Consider the following 19,679-nt stretch of genomic DNA (forward strand, 5'->3'; position numbering starts at 1 on the left):
CACTGGTGGGCAGCACCTACCCGTGTCCCCCCGATGTCCCCCGACAGGAGCCGACCCCATGCCCCGCCTCGCCCTCTACGCCCTCGTCGTCTGCCTGCTGGCCGTGGCCGCCGCGGTCGTCTCCTTCGTGCAGGGCAGTTGGATCGGGATCGTGTGGGTACTGCTCGCGGGGCTCTCGTCCAACATGTGCTGGTACTACCTCAAGCGGGGCCGGTCCGTCACGGGCTGACCGAGCAGTAGTCGTCGGTGCCCTGCCAGAAGCGGTACAGGTTCTGGCCGCAGTAGGTCTGGTCCTCGCTGATGCCGAGGCCGCGCAGGATCGCGTGGATCGCGTCGAAGAAGTGCGCGTTGACCGGCCCCAGCCACAGCAGCGCGAACACGAACAGCAGGCCGAACGGCGCGAACGGCTCCACCTGGCGCTTGATGTTGTACGACAGCCAGGGCTCGATCACGCCGTAGCCGTCGAGGCCCGGCACCGGCAGGAAGTTCAGGATCGCCGCGGTCACCTGGAGCAGGGCCAGGAAGGCCAGCGCGTACTGGAAGCCGACCGGCACCCCGTCCAGGGCGTGCAGCCAGAACGCGGCCGTGCAGACCGCCGCGAACAGCACGTTCGTCAGCGGGCCCGCCGCCGAGATCAGGCTGTGCTTCCACCGGCCGTGGATGCGGCCCCGCTCGATGAAGACGGCGCCGCCGGGCAGACCGATCCCGCCCATGATGACGAAGATCACGGGGAGCACGATGCTGAGCAGCGCGTGCGTGTACTTCAGCGGGTTGAGGGTGAGATAGCCCTTCGAGCCGACCGAGATGTCACCGCTGTGCAGTGCGGTGCGCGCGTGCGCGTACTCGTGCAGGCACAGGGAGACGATCCAGGCCGCCGTCACGAACAGGAACACGGCGACGCCCGGCTGCTCGGCGAACCCGGTCCAGGTGGCCCAGCCGGTCACCGCCGTGACGGCCAGGATCCCGACGAACACGGGACTGATCCGCCGGTCGCTCGGGCGGGTGGTGGTGGCGGTCATGGGGGCGGGCTCCCTGCTGGGGTCGGTGGACGCGAAGCCCGACGGTACCGGGCACAGGAGGAAAACGTCTCGCGGTCCGCTGTCGGTTCCGGGGAAGGTGGGGACATGGGACTGGACATGGGACTCTGGCACGCGTTCTACGACCCTGGCATCCCTCGGGGGCGGCGGCCCTCGTAGGCCGTGCCCGGCGCCACGCCGCCCCCACCCCGTGACCGCTTCCCACGCCACCAGAGACAATGGACCCCGTGCGCTATCGCATTCTCGGCACCACCCAGGTACTGCGCCCCGACGGCACCCCCGTCCCGGTCGGCGGGGCGCGGCTGCGTGCCCTGCTCACGGTGCTCGCCCTGCGGCCCGGCAAGGCCGTGCCCGCGAGCCTCCTGGTGGACGAGGTGTGGGCCGGTGACCCGCCCGCGGACGCGACGGGTGCGCTCCAGGCGCTGGTGGGCAGGTTGCGCCGGGTGCTCGGCGCCGACGCGATCACCTCGGCGGAGAGCGGGTACCGGCTCGCCGCCGCCCCCGACGACATCGACCTGCACCGTTTCGAGCGGCTCACCGGCGAGGGGCTGCGGGCGCTGGCCGACGGCAACCCCGCGAAGGCGGCGGAGGCCCTGGACGACGCGCTGATCCTCTGGGCCGGCCCGGCCCTCGCCGACCTCCCCGACCGTACGGCGGAGGCGGCCCGCTGGGAGACCCGCCACCTGGACGCCCGCCGCGCCCGCTTGACGGCGGCCCTGGCCCTCGGCGAAGCGGACACCGCCCTTCCCGAACTGACCGCCCTCTGCGACACCCACCCCCTCGACGAACCCCTCCAGTCCCTACGCCTCCAGGCCCTCCGCGCCACCGGCCGCACAGCGGAGGCCCTGGCCGCGTACGAGGACGTACGCCAGCTGTTGGCAGACCGCCTGGGGTCTGACCCGGGGCCTGAGCTGCGGGCGTTGCATGGGGAGTTGTTGAGTCCTGGGGAGGATGGCTATGGCGGGGCCGCTGGCGGTGCGGGCCGGGGTGCGCGGGGCGGCTACCGGGGCCCCGGCGGGCCCAGCGGCTATGAGAGTTCCGGTGGGCGGAGTGGTTACGAGGGTTCCGGCGGGCCGGGTGGCCGAGAGGGCTCCGGCGGACGGGGCAGCTTGCAGGGCCCGGGCGGGCCGGGCGGTCGCGAGGATTCCGGCGGATGGCGCGGCCATGACGGCTCCGATGAATCGGGCGGTCACGATAGCCCCGGCGGAGTGCCCGGTCGCCAGGGCTCCGGCGGACCCGGTGACGACCGCGCGACCAGCGGTCACCTCAGGTCCGGCGGCGACGCCGCTCAGGCCTCGCCCGGCACCGATGCCGCTCAAGCCTGGTCCGGCACCGACACCGCTCCGGCCCGCCCCCGCACCGACGCCGGCACCCTCGCCCCCCTCCCCACCAACCACCCCACCTCACCCCCCGGCAACCTCCGAGCCCGCCTCACCTCCTTCGTCGGCCGGGAGGCCGACATCGACGTCATTCGGGGTGACCTCGCCTCGGCCCGGCTCGTGACGCTGCTCGGGCCCGGTGGGGCCGGGAAGACGCGGCTGTCGCAGGAGGCCGCCGAAGGGGTGCGGGACGTGGCGCGGGACGGGGTGTGGCTGGCCGAACTCGCCCCGGTGGACGACCCGGACGCCGTACCGGAGGCCGTGCTCACCGCCGTGGGGGCGCGCGAGACCGTGATGTACGGCGCCGGTGCCGAGGCGATCCGGGCCGCCGGCGGTGATCGGCACGACGACCCCGTGGAGCGGCTGGCCGAACACTGCGGCAGGCGCCGGATGCTGATCGTCCTCGACAACTGCGAGCATGTCGTCGGTGCCGCCGCCCGGCTGGTGGAGGCGCTGCTGGAGCGCTGCCCCGAGCTGACCGTGCTCGCCACCAGCCGTGAACCCCTGGGCGTACCGGGGGAGTTGCTGCGCCCGGTGGAGCCGCTGCCCGACCCCGTCGCGCTGCGGCTGCTCGCCGACCGGGGAGCCGCCGCCCGGCCCGGGTTCACGGTGGAGGACGATCCCGAGGCCTGTGCCGAGATCTGCCGTCGGCTCGACGGACTGCCCCTCGCCATCGAGCTGGCGGCCGCCCGGCTAAGGATGTTGACGCCGCGTCAGATAGCCGACCGGCTCGACGACCGCTTCCGTCTCCTCACCTCCGGCAGCCGCACGCTGCTGCCCCGCCAGCAGACCCTGCGGGCCGTCGTCGACTGGTCCTGGGACCTGCTCGACGAGGAGGAACGGGACGTGCTGCGCACCCTGTCCGTGTTCGCCGGCGGCTGCGAGCTCGCCGCCGCCGAGGCCGTGTGCGGGCCGGCCGCGTTCGAGGCACTCGGCTCCCTCGTAGACAAGTCCCTTGTCGTGGCCGCCCCTTCGGGCGACGGGGAGATGCGCTACCGGCTCCTGGAGACCGTCGCCGAGTACGCGGGCGAACGGCTCGACGAGGCCGGCCGGCGACCGCGGGCCGAGCGTGCCCATCTGACGTACTACCGCGAACTCGCCCGCACCACCGACGCGTTGCTGCGCGGCCCCGGCCAACTCGCCGCCGTGGGACGGCTGGAGCGCGAGTACGAGAACATCCGCACCGCCCTGCGGCACGCCGTCGCCGAACGCGACGAGCAGGAGGCCATCTGCCTTGTGCTGTCCCTGGTCTGGTACTGGCAGATGCGGGACATCCGCATCGAGGCCCGCAACTGGTGCGTCGAGGTCATGGCCCTGAGCCCCGACCCCTTCGCCGCCCCACTTCAGCGCGCCGCCCCGGTCTGGCAGCGTTGCACCGACGTCCCGCCCCCGCTCTCCGGGGAACTCCTCGCCGAGGCCCGGCGCGGTGTCCACCTCACCCATCTGTCGTGGATGGACACGGAGTTGGAGGCCTGGGAGTCACCGGAGGCGAAGGAGAAGCTGCGCCTGATCGCCGAGGTCTACGAACCGGGCCTGCCGCAGACCTGTCGTACACCCGGCCTTTTCTGGTTCTTCGCGGTGATGCTGAGCGGCAACGTGGAGCGGCTGCCCGCGATCCTCGACGCCGACGTCCACACCTGCCGCTCCACCCCCGGCATGGAGTGGGAGCTGGCCTCCACCCTCCAGATGCGCGCCAACCTGCTCGCCAACCGCAGCGACTGGGCGGGCGACGCGGCCCGGGACGCCGACGAGTCGCTGGAGATCTTCCGCCGCCTCGGCGACGTCTGGGGTGTCGCCGAGGCGCTCTCCGCCCGCGGCGAGGCCCTGGAGCGCACCGGCGACTACCGGCGCGCCGCCCTCGACTACGAGGCCGCGATCGAACACGCCGAGCTGATCGGCGCCCACGGGCAGGTGGCCGTGCTCGGCGCCCGGCTGGGCAGCGCGCTCATCGAGGGCGGCGAGCCCGAGCGCGGCGAGCGCATGCTGACCGAGGTGCTCAAATCCACCCACGGCACGGCCAACGAGGCGATGCCCGCCGCCCGTATGTTCCTCTCCGGCCACTTCGCGCTGACCGGCCGCCTCCCCGAGGCGCGCGAGCAACTGCGGCTGCTGCGCGAGCAGTTCGCGATCTCCCACTTCGCCGTCTTCGACGCGTTCATCTACGGCGCGGAGGCGTGGGTGGCGGCACTCGAAGGCGAGTACGAGGAGTCGCTGGACAAGGCCCGGCGGGCGCTGGAACAGGCGGGCGACCCGCTGTCCGAGGCCATCGCCCCGCACATGAGCCCGCTGTATCTGAAGATCGCCGCGATCGCCCTCGCCAGCACCGACGGCGGCGCCCGGGCCCGCGACGGCGTCCAGCTCGTCGTCGCGGCGCGGGCGCTGGTGCCGCCCGGTCATGTCGCGACGTCCATGGAACGCGAGGTCGACCGCCAGGCCGAGGCGCACGCGCGCGGCGCGCTCGGCGACACGGCCTACGAGGCGTGCGCGGCCGAGTACGCCGAAAGCGGCGGCCTCTCCCTGAAGGAGGCCGCCGCCCTGGTGTGACGCCGACGCGAACCCGGTGAGCCGGGCGGCCGGTTCAGGCCTTGGTGCGGAACTTGTGGATGGCGATCGGGGCCATCACCGCGGTGAGCCCCACCGTCCAGGCGAGGGTCAGCCACACGCCGTGGGCGATCGGGCCGCCCACCATCAGCCCGCGGGCCGCGTCCGCGAGCCCGGACAGCGGGTTGTAGTCGGTGAAGTTCTGCAGCCAGCCCGGCATCGACCCCGTCGGCGCGAAGATCGACGAGCCGAACTGGAGCGGCATCAGCACCAGGAAGCCCATGGCCTGCACGGACTGCGCGCTCTTCATGGTCACGCCGAGGGTGAGGAACACCCACATCAGGGCCGAGCCGAACAGCGCGGACAGCCCGACCGCGGCGAACATGCCGCCCCAGTGGTGGATGTCGAAGCCGACGAGGACACCGACGACCATCAGGATGGCGCAGGCGACCAGCATCCGCATGATCTCGACCACGATCTTGGCGACCAGCACCGAGCCGCGTCCGATGGGCAGCGACCGGAACCGGTCCATGACCCCGGAGTGGAAGTCGGTGTTGAAGCCGGTGCCCACCCCCTGCGCCATGTTCATGCCCATCATGGCCAGCAGTCCGGGCACCACGTACTGCACGTAGGCCTGCTGTCCGCCGCCGAGCGACTGCCCGATCGAGCCGCCGAAGACGTACACGAACAGCAGCGTGAAGATGACCGGGAACAGGATGGCGTCGAACATCGACTCCGGGTCCTGGCGGATCCACAGCAGGTTGCGGCGGATCAGGGCGCCGGTGTGACGCAGATGGTTGCGCAGCGGGATACGGGGATCCGCCGCGACGCCGGCGGAATTCACGGTGACGGCGCTCATACGGCGACCTCCTCGCGGTCTTGGGTGGGCACGGTGTCCTGCGGGGCACTGGCGCGGTGGCCGGTGAGGGACAGGAACACCTCGTCCAGGCTGGGCAGTTCGGTGGTGATGGAGGCGATGGTGAGGCCGCGCGCGCTCACCGCGCCGACCACGGCGGTCAGTTGCTCGTCGCTGAGGATCGGCACCAGGACCGTGCCGCTCTCCACGTCGACGGTGGTGGTGGCCAGGCCGGTGATGCCCAGCTCGTCCAACTCCTGTGCCAACGGCCGTAGTTGGAGCGGGTCGGCCGGGCGGATGCGCAGCGCGCGGCCGCCGACCTTCGCCTTCAGCTCGTCGATCCCGCCGTTCGCGATGACCTTGCCGTGGTCCACGACGGTCAGCTCCGAGGCGAGCGCCTCGGCCTCCTCCATGTACTGGGTGGTGAGCAGCACGGTCACGCCTCCGCCGACCATGGACTTCACCTCGTCCCACACCTCCATGCGGGTGCGCGGGTCGAGGCCGGTGGTCGGCTCGTCGAGGAAGAGCACCTGCGGGTGCCCGATCATCGAGGCGGCCAGGTCGAGCCGGCGCCGCATACCGCCGGAGTAGGTGCTCGCGGGCCGCTTGGCGGCCTCCGTCAGCGAGAACCGCTCCAGCAGTTCGTCGGCGCGGGCGCGGGAGTCCTTGCGGGAGAGGTCGAGCAGCCGCCCGATCATGTAGAGGTTCTCCCAGCCGGGGAGCTTCTCGTCCACGGAGGCGTACTGGCCGGTGAGGCCTATCACCCGGCGCAGTTGGCGGGGCTGGCGCAGGACGTCGTAGCCGGCGACGGTGGCCTCGCCGGCGGTCGGGGCGAGCAGCGTGGACAGGATGCGTACGAGGGTGGTCTTGCCGGCACCGTTCGGTCCGAGCACACCCATCACGGTGCCCTCCCGGACGTCCAGGTCGACGCCGTCCAGCGCCTTGGTCTCGCCGTAGTGCTTGACCAGCCCCCGCACAGTCACCGCCGTGCCGCTGGATGTGTTGTCGATTCGCGTCATGTGGATGACAGTGCCAGCCGCCACCGACAAAGCACCGACAGGCCGCCTACAGGGATCTGTCGGTACCTACAACGCGCCTGCATCCCGCTCGCGAGGACACCGCAGCCCCGCCGACGGGGGAAGATCGGCGGGGCTGCCTGGTGCCGCAGTGGCTCTGTGACCTCACACGGTCAGTGGACCGAGTGCTCCTCAAGGGGGAACGTTCCGCCGACCACGTCCTCCGCGAACGCCTTCGCCGCGCCCGTCATGACCGCGCGCAGATCGGCGTACTGCTTCACGAACTTCGGGACCCGCCCGCCGGTGAGCCCCAGCATGTCGGTCCACACCAGGACCTGCGCGTCCGTCTGTGCCCCGGCGCCGATCCCGACCGTCGGAATGTGCAGCACCCGGGTCACCTCGGCCGCCAGCTCCGCCGGCACCAGCTCCAGGACGACGGCGAACGCCCCCGCGTCCTGCACCGACTTGGCGTCCCGCAGCAACTGCTGGGCGGCTTCCTCGCCCCGCCCCTGCACGCGGTAGCCCATCGCGTTCACGGACTGCGGGGTGAGACCGATGTGCGCCATCACCGGGATGCCGGACTCGACCAGCAGCCGGATCTGTTCGTGCGACCGCTCGCCGCCCTCCAGCTTCACCGCGCCGACCCCGGCCTCCTTCACCAGCCGGGTCGCCGAGCGCAGCGCCTGCACCGGGCCCTCCTGGTAGGAGCCGAAGGGCAGGTCGCCGACGATCAGGGCGCGGCTGGTGCCCCGTACGACGGCGGCGGACAGCATGGTCATCTCGTCCAGCGTGACGGGCACGGTCGACTCGTACCCGAGGTGGCAGTTGCCCGCCGAGTCGCCGACGAGCATGACCGGGATACCGGCCTCGTCGAAGACGGACGCGGTCATCGCGTCGTAGGCGGTGAGCATGGGCCACTTCTCGCCGCGTGCCTTGGCGAGGCCGATGTCGCGAACGGTGATACGGCGGGTGCCCTTGCCTCCGTACAGCGCCTTGCTGCCGTCGGAGGAGCTGTTCTGCACAGTCTGGGCAGCCGAAAGATGCGTCATTGCAACGGCTCCTTCAGTCATCTCGAAGCGCCCTTACGGCGTCCCCGGATCCCCTCCATGGTGGCACCTTGTGCCACGGAGGGCCAGAGGGGCCCCCGTCGCCCACGTCACGTCCTGCCCGGTGTGTAAGGACTGGGTAAAACAATTCCGATACGGCACGGTCTCGTATCGAAATGGCCCGGGCGTTCCCTACGCTGGACGGCATGACCACTCCACCCGTCCCGGGCACCCGGATATCCGAAGCGGTGCACCGCCGCCGCTGGGCCATCCTCGGCGTGCTGATGCTGAGCCTGCTGATCGTGGTGCTCGACAACTCCATCCTCAACGTCGCCATCAAGACCATCTCCACCCCGGCCCCGACCGGCCTGGGCGCGACACAGAGCGAGCTGGAGTGGGCGATCAACGCCTACACCCTCGTCTTCGCCGGCCTGCTGTTCACCGCCGGCCTCCTCGGCGACCGCCTCGGCCGCAAGAAGACCCTGCTCGGCGGTCTCGTCGTGTTCGGCATCGGCTCCGCGCTGGCCGCCGAGTCCGGTTCGCCGGGCCAACTCATCGGCTACCGGGCCCTGATGGCCCTCGGTGCCGCCTTCGTGATGCCCGCCACCCTCGCCGTCCTCATGAACGTCTTCGAGCGCGACGAGCAGCCCAAGGCCATCGGCATCTGGGCCGGCGGCGTCGGCCTCGCCATCGCCATCGGCCCGATCACCGGCGGTGTGCTCCTCGACCACTTCTGGTGGGGCTCGGTCTTCCTGATCAACGTGCCGATCGTGCTGATCGCCCTCGCGCTGATGATCTGGCTGGTCCCCGACTCCCGCGACCCGAAGCCCGGCCGCCTGGACCCGGTCGGCGTCGTCCTGTCCGTCATCGGCCTCGTCCTGCTGGTCTACGGCATCATCGAGGGCGGCGAGCTGGCCGACTTCACGGCGCCCAAGGTGCTGTCGACGATCATCGCCGGTGTCGTGGTCCTCGCCGGGTTCGTCTGGTTCGAGAAGCGCAGCGACCACCCGTCCATCGACGTCACGTACTTCAAGAACAAGGAGTTCTCGGCCGCGATCGCCGCCATCGCGCTGGTCTTCTTCGCGCTGATGGGCGTCACCTTCTTCTCGGTCTTCTACACCCAGAGCGTGCGCGGCTACTCGCCGCTGCAGACCGGTCTGCTGATGCTGCCGCTGGCCGCCGCGCAGATGATCTTCGCGCCGCGCGCCCGGCTGGTCGTCGACCGCTTCGGCAACAGGATCACGACCGGCGTCGGCCTCGTGCTGCTCGCCGGGATGCTCGCTGCCTTCGCGACCCTCAAGGCGGACACGCCGATCTGGATCCTGGAAGTCATCTTCTTCCTGATGGGCGCCGGCATGGCGCACGTCATGACCCCGACGAGTGTCGTCATCATGCAGGCCCTGCCGCGCGAGAAGGCGGGCTCCGCGTCCGCGCTGAGCAACACCTTCCGCCAGGTCGGCGGCGCGCTCGGCATCGCCGTCCTCGGCTCGGTGCTGTCCACCGCATACCGCAACGGCATCGAGGGCAAGCTCGGCTCGGTGCCGGCCGCCCTCAGGGACACGGCCGGCGAGTCCATCGAGGCCACCCTCGGCGTCGCGGCGAAGCTCGGCCCGCAGGGCAGGGCGCTGGTCACCCCCGCCAACGACGCGTTCCTGCACGCCATGCACGTCACCGCCCTGTGCGGCGCCGGCGTCGCGATCGTCGGTGCGGTCGTGGCCTTCCTCTTCCTGCCCGGAAAGCCGATGGCCCGTCAGGAGGGCAAGGAGGAGCAGGAGTTGGTCGTCGTAGGGGAGTAGCGACGACAATCGTCGAAGACGGAACGGGGGCACAGCGAAGGGACGGAGCGAAGTGAGCCTTGTCGGCAGCGGGCCCGGGCAGGACGCCCCCACCAGGGGACGTCCGCGCAGCGAGGCCGTCGAACGCGCCATCACGGAGGGCGTGATGAAGCTCCTGGAGGACGGCGTGCCACTGGCCGAACTATCCATCGAGCGCATCGCCCGCACCGCCGGTGTCGGCAAGGCCACCATCTACCGCCGCTGGCCGGGCAAGGAGGAACTGTTCGTCGACGTCGTCCGCGAGGCCGAGCCGGCGGACCCCGAACTGCCCGGCACCTCCCTGCGCGACGACCTCGTGGCCATGATGGAACAACTGCGCCAACGCGGCCTGATCGCCCGGTCCTCGGCGCTCCTGCACAACGTCTACGCGCAGATGAAGAGCACCCCGAAGGTCTGGGCCGCCTACCAGGCGACCGTCGTGGAACCCCGCCGCCGCAAGCAGGTGGACATCCTGCGCCGCGGCCAGGAGAGCGGCGAACTCCGCACCGACATCGACCCCGAGCTGATGAACGACCTGCTCGTCGGCCCGATGCTGCTGCGCACCGTCATGCGCGTCGACGCCGACCTCCCCGAGGGCCTGTCCGAACTCCTCGTCGACACGGTCCTGGTGGCACTGCGCCCCGACCGCCAGGAGAACTGAGGCGGACCGTGACGCGGCCCTGACGGCCCGTCCGTATGTGCGCGTTTCGTCACAGAAGCCCCCTGTCGCCACCCGCGTTCGGAACTCCGGACGCCGACTTGTACGTCCTCGTGCCAGTACGGCCGTCATGGCACGGCGGATCGGAACCGATCATCCCCTAGGGTCGTAGGCGCGGGGACGATGGTGTGCACGGCAGGTAGTGAGGCGACGGTATGGCACAGCAGGCGTATGTGACGGAGACGGACGGCGGCGGCTCGGGGGACGAGCGGCCGGGGTCCCGGCTTCGGCGCCTGTGGAACAGACTGCGCGAGAGCTGGCACGGCCCTGGGATCTGGCGCCGGGGCCTGATCCTCGCGGCGCTGGCGATCCTCCTGGCCCTCGTCATGCTGCTGCACTCCCGCATCCCGAACCGCATCGGCAACCTCGGTAGCCTGACGGAGACCTTCCTGCCCTGGTTCGGGCTGCTGATCCCGGTGCTGCTGGTCCTCGGCCTGGTCCGCAGGTCGGCGACCGCGCTGATCGCCGTGGTGCTCCCGGTGACGGTCTGGCTGAACCTCTTCGGCGGGCTGCTGCTCAGCGACAAGACCGGCACCGGCGGCGACTTCACCGTGGCCACCCACAACGTCAACGCCGACAACCCCGATCCGGCCGGCACCGCCCGTGACGTGGCCGCGTCCGGCGCGGACGTCGTCGCCCTGGAGGAGCTGACGGCCTCGGCGGTCCCGACGTACGAGAAGGCGCTGGCCTCGACGTACAAGTACCACTCGGTCCAGGGCACGGTCGGGCTGTGGAGCAAGGACCCGATGAGCGGCGTCAAGGCGGTGGACATCAAGCTGGGCTGGACCCGCGCGATGCGCGCCACCGTCACCACCCCCGAGGGGCGGATCGCGGTCTACGTCGCCCATCTCCCCTCGGTGCGGGTGAAGCTGGAGGCCGGCTTCACGGCTCGGCAGCGCGACAAGAGCGCCGACGCGCTCGGTGAGGCCATCGCCGCCGAGCCGCTCCCGCGCAAGATCCTCCTCGGCGACCTCAACGGCACGATGAACGACCGCTCCCTGAACGCCGTCACCGCCCAGATGCGCTCCACGCAGGGCGCGGCGGGCAGCGGCTTCGGGTTCAGCTGGCCGGCCTCGTTCCCGATGGCCCGCATCGACCAGATCATGGTCCAGGGTGTCGAACCGGTCACCTCCTGGACCCTCCCGAGGACGGGCAGTGACCATCTCCCGATCGCCGCTCGTGTGAACCTGGACACGAGCTCTTAACCTCGTGGAATAGGGACCGTGGGAGCCTTTGTTCCGTAAGTGAACTTAAAATTCGGCGTACGGAACTCCGCTCCCCCGCTCCCTGAAAGGCACAGGCACCTCCATGCCCCTGGCCCTGCTCGCGCTGGCCGTCGGCGCTTTCGGTATCGGCACCACCGAGTTCGTGATCATGGGCCTGCTGCCCGAGGTCGCGGACGACCTGCACGTCTCGATCCCCACGGCGGGCCACCTGGTCTCCGCGTACGCGCTGGGCGTGGTGATCGGCGCCCCGCTGCTCGCGGCCGTCACCGCCCGCATGTCCCGCCGAAAGGTCCTGATCGGCCTGATGCTCCTGTTCGTAGCCGGCAACACCCTCTCGGCCTTCGCCCCCGGCTACGACTGGCTGCTCGCCGCCCGCTTCCTCAGCGGCCTGCCGCACGGCGCGTTCTTCGGCGTGGGCGCGGTGGTCGCCACCGGCCTCGCGGCCCCCGACCGCAAGGCCCGCGCGGTCTCCCTCATGTTCCTCGGCCTGACCATCGCCAACATCGTGGGCGTGCCCGCGGCCACACTCATGGGCCAGCACCTCGGCTGGCGCTCCACCTTCCTCGGCGTCAGCGTGATCGGCGTCCTGGCGGTGGTGTCCCTGATGCTGCTCGTCCCGCACGACGGGGCGCACGTGCCCGCGGCGGGCCTGCGCGGCGAACTGGCCGCCCTGCGCTCCCTCCCGGTCTGGCTGGCCCTCGGCACGACGGTGGCCGGCTTCGGCGCGCTGTTCTCCGCGTACAGCTACATCACCCCGATGCTGACGGACGCCGCCGGCTACGCCGACTCCAGCGTCACCCTGCTCCTCGCCCTCTTCGGCGTCGGCGCGACAGCGGGCAACCTCCTGGGCGGCCGCCTCGCGGACCGCTCGATGCGGGGCACGCTGTTCGGCGGCCTGACGTCGCTGGCGGTGGTCCTGGCGCTGTTCCCGGTGCTGATGACGACCCCGTGGACCGCGGCCCTGGCAGTGGTCCTCCTCGGCACGGCGGCATTCGTGACCAGCTCCCCCCTGCTCCTGATGGTGATGGAGAAGGCCTCGTCCGCCCCCTCCCTGGCCTCCTCGGCGAACCAGGCGGCCTTCAACTTGGCGAACGCGGGCGGCGCTTGGATCGGCGGGCTCGCCCTGTCGGCCGGCTTCGGAGTTACGTCCCCTGCGGTGGCCGGGGTGGGATTGGCGCTGCTGGGGCTGGGAGTCGCCGTTACCGCGTGGGTGGTGGACCGGCGGCGCGCGGTACCTGGGCGGGAGCGGGTTGTGGCTACGCATGTGCCTGAGCAGGAGAGGGCGTTGCGGTCCTGAGCTTTGCCCCCACCCAGGTAGCTCGGGCGAGGCAGGTCTCGTCCCGCGCCCTGACGACCTGCGAAGTCAGCCGAGATGGGGCCGCTCACAGTGCTCCAAGGACCCGGGAGCGAGTCGGTCATGTCCATACCGCCGCCGGGGAGCGCCCAGAGGTCGTTGTCCCGGCGGCGCTGAGGAGGATGCCCCCCTTGCCGTCGGTAACCACTGCGGACGCCGCGACGACCAAGCTGTTCGGTTCAGGTGCGGCCGGGTCGTCGTAGTACTCGGTCCGTGCCATGGTCACTCTTCCCTCACCGGAGTCGCGGTCTCCCGTACTCGATTCCGTGGCCGAACTTCTCTTCCGTGCCGCGCTGTTGGACATTCACGCTGTCCGGATCAGCCCACAACCGCAACCGGTTGTAGACGCCACGCCCATTGCCGTACCTGTGCGGTAGGTGGACTCACTGCGTTCGGGTCTGGAACTTGAACGCGCCGGCGGGATCACCCCGCTGCACAGCACGGAGGTCAGCGCCGCACGTGGGCGACCGCCTCTGCGATGAGGTCGGCGACGCGCTCGGGGACCTCGTTGGGAAGGAAGAACACCGAGCCCGCGATCGTCACCACCCGGATGTGCGGGCACGCCTTGAGTACGCGCCGCTCCTGCTCGGTGAGCCCGCCGTCGCCCTTCTCCGCGTGTACCACCCAGGTCGGGACGCCCGCCGCGCACAGCCGCTCGGCCCGTTGTTCGTGCCGGTGCAGCCACCGCAGGTACGCGCGCAGAGCGGGCTGCTGGTGGCGCGGTACGTTCTTCGCGAAGTCGGCCCGCAGTTCGGCCCGGCGCTCGGCGGGCAGGTCGACCTTGCCGATCATCGCCGCCGCGCCCTTGGCGAGCACCGCGGCCGGCATGCCGCCGAGCACATCGCCGGCCCGTACCAGGGCGCGGAAGAAGGCCGGTTCGTCCGCCGTCGACATGCTGACTCCGAGCAGCACCGTCGGCCCGGTGAACGTCCCGGAGATCACCATCTCCAGCGCGACGACGGCACCCATGCTGAACCCGACGACGACATCGGCGCCGACCTCGGTGGCCAGGGCGGCGGTGAGTTCGGCGTACCGCTCGACGCTGTACTCGTCCGGCGGCGGTGCGCCCGCCTGCCCGGGCAGCGTCGCGGCGACCAGCCGCAGCCCCGCCAGGCCGGGCTGCGCCATCACCTCCGCGTAGGACCCCGCGCTGCACATGCCGCCGGGTAGCAACAGCACGGTTTCGCGGCCGTCGGACGGCCCTGACTGCCTGAGCTGCCAGTCCATGCTCATGCCGCATCGCCTCCAGGCCCCCGGTGCGCGGATGGGCCCTCAATCCCATGCTAGGCCGTGTCCGCAAAGTCCCGCCTGCCGCGCGACGCCCGGCATGCTCCCCCGCTGCCTCAAGGGCGTGGGAGGTGCCCCCACTCGCCGCACCCGGCGTAGACCCGAGTACGTCCAGTACAAGGGTCTGCGCCGGGCACGCCGAGAGCACGCACCTACTGCGACACGAGCTGCTACCGCAGCGGGCGCGCGGCCGCCCTCCGGGCGACGACGGGAATTATCAGACAGGCCCTTGGCCGACCCCACCGGCCCCGCCGCCGACCGGTGACGCCCAGGTCCTGCGTTCGGTTCAGGCCGGCTGCAAGGTGCGGTGCCTTCCGGCCGAGCCGGGTTGAGCGCAGGGAGTATGCGGCCGCGAGGCGGAGGAGGGCGCCGACGCGGAGGGGCGGCGACCGCCGACAACGCGGCTGACGGGCGTGCCGGACCCGCGACGCCGGGATGGTCCCGACGAGGGGGCCTAGTCGAACCGCTCCAGATCCCGCAACCAAGCCGTAGCCGACCCGTCCGAGGGCGCCCGCCAATCCCCCCGAGGCGACAGCGAACCCCCCGCCGACACCTTCGGCCCATTCGGCATCGCCGACCGCTTGAACTGCGCGAACGCGAAGAAGCGGCGGCAGAAGACCTCCAACCACCGGCGGATCTCGGGCAGTTCGTAAGCGACCCGCTTGGCCTCGGGGAATCCCGGCGGCCACGCCCCCGCCCCCGCGTCGTGCCACGCGTGCCACGCCAGGAACGCGATCTTCGACGGGCGGAAGCCGTACCGCAGGACGTGGAACAGGGTGAAGTCGTGCAGGGCGTACGGGCCGATCTTCGACTCGGTGGACTGCATCTCCTCGCCAGGTACCAGCTCGGGGCTGATCTCGGTGTCGAGGATCGCGGTGAGGATCTTGCCGGTCTCCTCGTCGAACTGCTCGCTGCTGACGACCCAGCGGATCAGGTGCTGGATCAGGGTCTTGGGTACGCCGGAGTTGACGTTGTAGTGGCTCATCTGGTCGCCCACGCCGTACGTGGACCAGCCCAGCGCCAGCTCCGACAGGTCACCCGTGCCGAGGACGATGCCGTTGCGCTGGTTGGCGAGGCGGAACAGGTAGTCCGTGCGCAGGCCCGCCTGCACGTTCTCGAAGGTGATGTCGTACACCGGCTCGCCGGAGGCGAAGGGGTGGTCCATCTCCTTCAGCATCAGGCGCGCGGTCGGCGTGATGTCCAGCTCGGCCGCCGTCACGCCGATCGCCCGCATCAGCGCGTGCGCGTTGTCCTTGGTGTGGTCGCTGGTGGCGAAGCCGGGCAGGGTCCAGGCGAGGATGTCGCTGCGCGGGCGGCCAGCGCGGTCCATCGCACGGGCGGCGACGATCAGCGCGTGCGTGGAGTCCAGACCGCCCGACACCCCGATGACGACCTTCGGGCCGCCGATCGACGCGAGGCGCTGCTGAAGGCCCTCGACCTGGATGTTGTACGCCTCGTAGCAGTCCTGGGCGAGGCGGTCCGCGTCGGCCGGGACGAAGGGGAAGCGTTCCAGGCGGCGGCGCAGGCCCAAGTCGGTGAGCGGCGGGGTGAGTTCGAAGGCGATCGTACGGAAGTCCGAGGTCCGACCCCGGTGCGTACGGCGGTTGTCGTCGAACGTGCCCATCCGCTGCCGCTCCTGCCGCAGCAGGTCGAGGTCCACGTCGGCCACCGCGTACTCGTCGCCGAGGGGGAAACGGTCGGTCTCGGCCAGCAGCACGCCGTTCTCGTAGACCATCGCCTGGCCGTCCCACGACAGGTCCGTGGTCGACTCGCCGAGGCCGGCCGCCGCGTAGACGTACGCGGCGAGGCAGCGGGCGGACGCCGAGCGGCACAGCAGTTTGCGGTCCTCGGCGCGGCCGACCGTGATCGGGCTGCCGGAGAGGTTGACGAGGACGGTCGCGCCGGCGAGGGCCGCCTCCGCGCTGGGCGGCACCGGCACCCACATGTCCTCGCAGATCTCCGCGTGCAGGACCAGGGACGGGACGTCCAGCGCCGTGAACAGCAGATCCACACCGAAGGGGACCGTCTCGCCGCCGACCCGGATCGTCCCGCCGCGCTCGTCCGCGCCGTCGGCGATCTGGCGGCGCTCGTAGAACTCGCGGTAGTTCGGCGGATACGACTTCGGTACGACGCCGAGGATCCGGCCGCGGTGGACGAGGACCGCGCAGTTGTAGATCCGGTTGCGGTGGCGCAGCGGGGCGCCGACGACCAGGACCGGCAGCAGGTCGGCCGAACCGGTCACGACCTCCTGGAGCGCCTGCTCGACCTGGTCGAGCAGTGGGTCCTGGAGCAGCAGGTCCTCGATGGAGTAGCCGCACAGGCCCATCTCCGCGAAGACGGCGACGGCGACACCCTCCTCGTCGCAGCGGCGGGCATGGCGCAGGACGGCTTCGGCGTTGGCGTGCGGGTCCGCGATCACGGTGTGGCCCGTGCAGGCGGCGACGCGCGCGAAACCGTGCTGATAGATCGACCAGAAGTTCAGTGGAGGCACCCACCCACTCTAATCGTCAGTGAGACACGATGGGGTGGCGTGGGGTGTTGTACGCCCCACGCCACCCCATCGAAAGGTGGTTGCTCGTCTACAACCGGCTACCGGCTACCGCCGGCTGAACGACTGGACGTAGCCGTTCGCGGGCGTGCCCACGCCGGTCACGTCGTCGTAGCCCTTCACCGCGGACAGCGAGCTGTCCTTGCCGAGGCTGCGGACCGAGGTCAGCAGGCCGTCGGTGGCGTCGTAGCCGTTGGCGAAGTCCACGCGGGCCACCGCCAGGCCGGAGCCCGTGGGGTTGTCCGTGACGTCGTGGTACGCCTTCGAGCCGTACTTCGCGTAGATCGACGGGTTGGCGAAACCGATCGCCTTGCCGCCGCGCGCCTCCTGGGCCAGGGCCTGGACGGCCGCGATCACCGGGGAGGCCAGCGAGGTGCCGCCGATGCGGTACTCGCTGTACGCCACCGATCCGTCCGGGAGGGTCTGCGTCTGGCCGACCTTGAATCCGGTGTTCGGGTCGGCGATCGCCGAGATGTCCGGGACGACGCGGTTGCCGGTGGCGCTGTTGGCCGTGGCGAGCGCGTTCGGGACGACACCCTTCTGGTAGAAGGGCTCGGCCACCGTCTTGCTGGTGCCGCCGCCCGCGCCCGAGGTGAAGGCGCCGGGGAAGCCGGTCCAGCTCTTGCCGTCGGCCGACAGCGAGGCCTTCTCGGTGCCCCAGCCGGTCTCCCACAGGTACTTGTCGCCCTTGCCGACGGCGAGGGAAGTACCGCCGACCGCCGTCACCCACGCCGAGTTGGCCGGGGTGTCGACCTGCTTCGTTCCGGTGTGGGCGACCTCGTCGCCGTTGTCACCGGAGGAGAAGTAGAAGCCGATGCCCTCGACCGCGCCCAGCTGGAACACCTGGTCGTAGGCGGCCGCGAGGTCCGGGGTCTGGTTGGCCTCGATGTCGCCCCACGAGTTGGAGACGATGTCGGCCAGGTGGTTGTCGACGATCTTGCCGAGCGAGTCGAGCAGGTCGTCGTCCATGCAGGAGGCGGCGCCCACGTACGTGACGTCGGCGGCCGGAGCCACCGCGTGCACGGCCTCGACGTCGAGGGTCTCCTCGCCGTACCAGCCCGAGGCGTCGCACTCGTCGGCACCGGTGTTGGTGTAGTCCGAGGGCAGGACCTGCTTCAGCTGGCTGGTCTTCCAGCTCGCGTCGCCGTGGTTCTTGGCGTACTTGGCGGCGTCGTAGGCGATCGTCGGCGAGGCGTACGCGTCGGTGATCGCGACCCGCACCCCCTTGCCGGTGTACTTGCCCGCGCCGTAGGCGGCACGCAGCTGCTTGCCGGTGTAGCCCTGGACCGCGTACGGGATCTTCTGACCGTAGGCGGACGGCAGCGTGCTCGCCGTGTTCGAGCCGTAGTACGACGAGAACGGCCCGGCGTTCTTGAACACCGCGGTCGGACCCGGCAGCGTGTCGTCGTGGTTCGCCGTGTGCGGCGCGTTGTCGAGACCGGTGACGGTCAGGACGGCACCGTTCAGGCTGTCCGGCGCGGAGGCCGTCTTCGACGGGGCGCGGTAGGTCTTCGAGCCCTTGGCGTAGTTGTGCAGCGAGGTGCTGAACGCCTTCTCGACGGCGGCCACGTCACCGGAGGCCGTGACGTAGTGCTGGGTGGTGCCGGTGACCTTCAGCCCGGCGGACTTCAGCCAGGACTTGACCGCGGACACCTGGGCCGCCGTGGCGCCGAAACGCTGCTGCACCTGAGCGGCGCTCAGGTACTTGCCGTACAGGGCCGAACTCGGGTCGGACACTGCCTTGGCGTACGCCGCGAGGCCGGAGGCGTTCCGGCCGGCGAGGTAGACCCGGGCGGAGACCCGGGAGCTGTCGGAGGTCGCTCCCTTGTCCGCCTTGGCCGTCGCCCACGCGGGCTTGGTGCCCGCGAGCGTGTCCCGGCCCGGGCTGTCCGCGGCGTGCGCCGCGGGTATGCCGAGCGCCAGAGCGCCGGCGATCATGGGCAGTGTCGCTGCCATGCTCACGCCGGCGCGCATGGTGGCGCGATTGGATCTCATAAAACCCCCTGCTATGCGGTTCGACGCATGGAGTGGTCGGTCGTCTGCGACCCGTACGGAACCTGCGGCGGGAGGGTCCGTGGATGGATCACACGATGGGGGCCACTCTTTCGATGAACCGTTCATGCCAGGGGAACGCAAAAGTCAAGAGAAACCCAAGGAACCGTCAGCCAGGGCGAATTGGGGGCTTTTTTCCTTACGGGCGTGTAACGAACGACCGGTGACGCTTTACGAACGCGCTTTTGCGCCACGTTCCTTGAGCATGCCGGCCATCAACTGGATCTCCGACTGCTGCGCGTCGACCATCCCCTGCGCCAGCCGTTTCTCCACCCCCACCCGGCACTTGGCGACACACCCCTCCGCCATGTGGATGCCGCCCTTGTGATGGTCCGTCATGAGCTGGAGGAAGAAGACCTCGGCGGGCTTGCCGCTGAGCGAATTCAGCTTCGCCATCTCGGAGTTGGTCGCCATCCCGGGCATCAGCGCGCCGTCCTTCCCGGACGCCATGTCACCCATGCCCATCCAGGTCATCGGCGGATCGGCCGACACCTTCGGCAGCTCCCACAGGTCCAACCAGCCCAGCAGCATGCCCCGTTGGTTGGCCTGGGTCTGCGCGATGTCGTAGGCGAGCCGCCGTACTTCCACGTTCTTCGTCCGGTCACGCACGATGTACGACATCTCGACGGCCTGCTGGTGATGGACCGCCATGTCCCGCGCGAACCCGGCGTCCGCCGAATCGGCCGTAGGGACAGAGGAGTTGGTGGATCCGCCGCCGTCCTCGGCGACCGCGTAGGTGATCGCGCCGGCCGCGACCAGTACGGCCGCGGCGGCACCCGCGACCCATCCGACGTAGGCCCTCACG

Annotated in this window: 14 protein-coding genes and 1 pseudogene; 6 read left to right on the forward strand and 9 right to left on the reverse strand. The window is 70.8% G+C overall.

Annotated features, from left to right (window positions below):
• Positions 1-58: 58 nt before the first annotated feature.
• The gene (locus AB0M63_RS22770) at positions 59-229 is read left to right on the forward strand and encodes a hypothetical protein (protein ID WP_266768013.1); all 171 of its coding nucleotides are present in this window, start codon (positions 59-61) and stop codon (positions 227-229) included.
• Here the strand turns inward: AB0M63_RS22770 and AB0M63_RS22775 are convergent.
• Positions 219-1,019, reverse strand: a complete 801-nt coding sequence (locus AB0M63_RS22775) for a site-2 protease family protein (RefSeq protein WP_366020626.1) — start codon at positions 1,017-1,019, stop codon at positions 219-221. The genes AB0M63_RS22770 and AB0M63_RS22775 overlap by 11 nt on opposite strands.
• 236 nt (positions 1,020-1,255) lie before the next feature.
• Between AB0M63_RS22775 and AB0M63_RS22780 the strand changes: the two genes are divergently transcribed.
• Positions 1,256-4,960, forward strand: a complete 3,705-nt coding sequence (locus tag AB0M63_RS22780) for a BTAD domain-containing putative transcriptional regulator (RefSeq protein WP_366020627.1) — start codon at positions 1,256-1,258, stop codon at positions 4,958-4,960.
• A 34-nt stretch (positions 4,961-4,994) separates the two neighbouring features.
• Here AB0M63_RS22780 and AB0M63_RS22785 read toward each other — a convergent pair whose 3' ends face one another.
• From AB0M63_RS22785 to panB, 3 genes are all read right to left on the reverse strand, one after another.
• On the reverse strand, positions 4,995-5,816 hold the full coding sequence (locus AB0M63_RS22785) for an ABC transporter permease (protein ID WP_355909396.1): 822 nt from the start codon (positions 5,814-5,816) through the stop codon (positions 4,995-4,997).
• Positions 5,813-6,832, reverse strand: a complete 1,020-nt coding sequence (locus tag AB0M63_RS22790) for an ATP-binding cassette domain-containing protein (protein WP_355909399.1) — start codon at positions 6,830-6,832, stop codon at positions 5,813-5,815. The genes AB0M63_RS22785 and AB0M63_RS22790 overlap by 4 nt, the downstream gene beginning before the upstream one ends.
• 170 nt (positions 6,833-7,002) lie before the next feature.
• Positions 7,003-7,878 carry a 3-methyl-2-oxobutanoate hydroxymethyltransferase gene (panB, locus tag AB0M63_RS22795; protein WP_366020628.1) on the reverse strand — a complete coding sequence of 292 codons (876 nt, stop codon included), beginning with the start codon at positions 7,876-7,878 and terminating at the stop codon, positions 7,003-7,005.
• Between the two features lie 203 nt (positions 7,879-8,081).
• On the opposite strand from panB, the gene AB0M63_RS22800 reads away from it, so the two are divergent.
• The 4 genes from AB0M63_RS22800 to AB0M63_RS22815 all read left to right on the forward strand — a co-directional run bounded on the left by AB0M63_RS22800 (position 8,082) and on the right by AB0M63_RS22815 (position 12,930).
• Entirely contained in the window at positions 8,082-9,671 is a 1,590-nt protein-coding gene (locus AB0M63_RS22800) for an MFS transporter (RefSeq protein ID WP_366020629.1), read from the forward strand.
• Between the two features lie 52 nt (positions 9,672-9,723).
• Positions 9,724-10,350: a TetR/AcrR family transcriptional regulator gene (locus AB0M63_RS22805; RefSeq protein ID WP_355909407.1), complete on the forward strand. Its 627-nt coding sequence runs from the start codon at positions 9,724-9,726 to the stop codon at positions 10,348-10,350.
• A 212-nt stretch (positions 10,351-10,562) separates the two neighbouring features.
• Complete coding sequence (locus AB0M63_RS22810) at positions 10,563-11,612, forward strand: endonuclease/exonuclease/phosphatase family protein (RefSeq protein ID WP_366020630.1); 1,050 nt, start codon at positions 10,563-10,565, stop codon at positions 11,610-11,612.
• Between the two features lie 103 nt (positions 11,613-11,715).
• The gene (locus tag AB0M63_RS22815) at positions 11,716-12,930 is read left to right on the forward strand and encodes an MFS transporter (protein WP_355909413.1); all 1,215 of its coding nucleotides are present in this window, start codon (positions 11,716-11,718) and stop codon (positions 12,928-12,930) included.
• A 101-nt stretch (positions 12,931-13,031) separates the two neighbouring features.
• Here AB0M63_RS22815 and AB0M63_RS22820 read toward each other — a convergent pair.
• The 5 genes and pseudogenes from AB0M63_RS22820 to AB0M63_RS22840 all read right to left on the reverse strand — a co-directional run.
• A pseudogene (locus AB0M63_RS22820) lies at positions 13,032-13,207 on the reverse strand (NUDIX domain-containing protein); the annotation flags it as partial.
• 227 nt (positions 13,208-13,434) lie between these two features.
• Positions 13,435-14,220 carry an alpha/beta hydrolase gene (locus AB0M63_RS22825; protein ID WP_366020631.1) on the reverse strand — a complete coding sequence of 262 codons (786 nt, stop codon included), beginning with the start codon at positions 14,218-14,220 and terminating at the stop codon, positions 13,435-13,437.
• 508 nt (positions 14,221-14,728) lie between these two features.
• Positions 14,729-16,765, reverse strand: coding sequence for an NAD(+) synthase (locus tag AB0M63_RS22830; protein WP_355909420.1), 2,037 nt, complete (start codon positions 16,763-16,765; stop codon positions 14,729-14,731).
• Between the two features lie 105 nt (positions 16,766-16,870).
• Positions 16,871-18,817, reverse strand: a complete 1,947-nt coding sequence (locus AB0M63_RS22835; protein WP_366020632.1) for a S53 family peptidase — start codon at positions 18,815-18,817, stop codon at positions 16,871-16,873.
• 228 nt (positions 18,818-19,045) lie between these two features.
• Positions 19,046-19,678, reverse strand: a complete 633-nt coding sequence (locus AB0M63_RS22840) for a DUF305 domain-containing protein (protein ID WP_355909426.1) — start codon at positions 19,676-19,678, stop codon at positions 19,046-19,048.
• Between the last annotated feature and the right edge of the window lies 1 nt (position 19,679).

The sequence above is a fragment of the Streptomyces sp. NPDC051576 genome (genome assembly GCF_040681835.1).
GTDB lineage: Bacteria > Actinomycetota > Actinomycetes > Streptomycetales > Streptomycetaceae > Streptomyces.

Excerpts from the sequence above, each read along its gene's own strand:
- AB0M63_RS22770 (WP_266768013.1), top strand. The coding sequence starts at position 59 with ATGCCCCGCCTCGCCCTCTACGCCCTCGTCGTCTGCCTGCTGGCCGTG.
- AB0M63_RS22775 (WP_366020626.1), bottom strand. The coding sequence starts at position 1,019 with ATGACCGCCACCACCACCCGCCCGAGCGACCGGCGGATCAGTCCCGTG.
- AB0M63_RS22780 (WP_366020627.1), top strand. The coding sequence starts at position 1,256 with ATGGACCCCGTGCGCTATCGCATTCTCGGCACCACCCAGGTACTGCGC.
- AB0M63_RS22785 (WP_355909396.1), bottom strand. The coding sequence starts at position 5,816 with ATGAGCGCCGTCACCGTGAATTCCGCCGGCGTCGCGGCGGATCCCCGT.
- AB0M63_RS22790 (WP_355909399.1), bottom strand. The coding sequence starts at position 6,832 with ATGACGCGAATCGACAACACATCCAGCGGCACGGCGGTGACTGTGCGG.
- panB (WP_366020628.1), bottom strand. The coding sequence starts at position 7,878 with ATGACGCATCTTTCGGCTGCCCAGACTGTGCAGAACAGCTCCTCCGAC.
- AB0M63_RS22800 (WP_366020629.1), top strand. The coding sequence starts at position 8,082 with ATGACCACTCCACCCGTCCCGGGCACCCGGATATCCGAAGCGGTGCAC.
- AB0M63_RS22810 (WP_366020630.1), top strand. The coding sequence starts at position 10,563 with ATGGCACAGCAGGCGTATGTGACGGAGACGGACGGCGGCGGCTCGGGG.
- AB0M63_RS22815 (WP_355909413.1), top strand. The coding sequence starts at position 11,716 with ATGCCCCTGGCCCTGCTCGCGCTGGCCGTCGGCGCTTTCGGTATCGGC.
- AB0M63_RS22825 (WP_366020631.1), bottom strand. The coding sequence starts at position 14,220 with ATGAGCATGGACTGGCAGCTCAGGCAGTCAGGGCCGTCCGACGGCCGC.
- AB0M63_RS22835 (WP_366020632.1), bottom strand. The coding sequence starts at position 18,817 with ATGAGATCCAATCGCGCCACCATGCGCGCCGGCGTGAGCATGGCAGCG.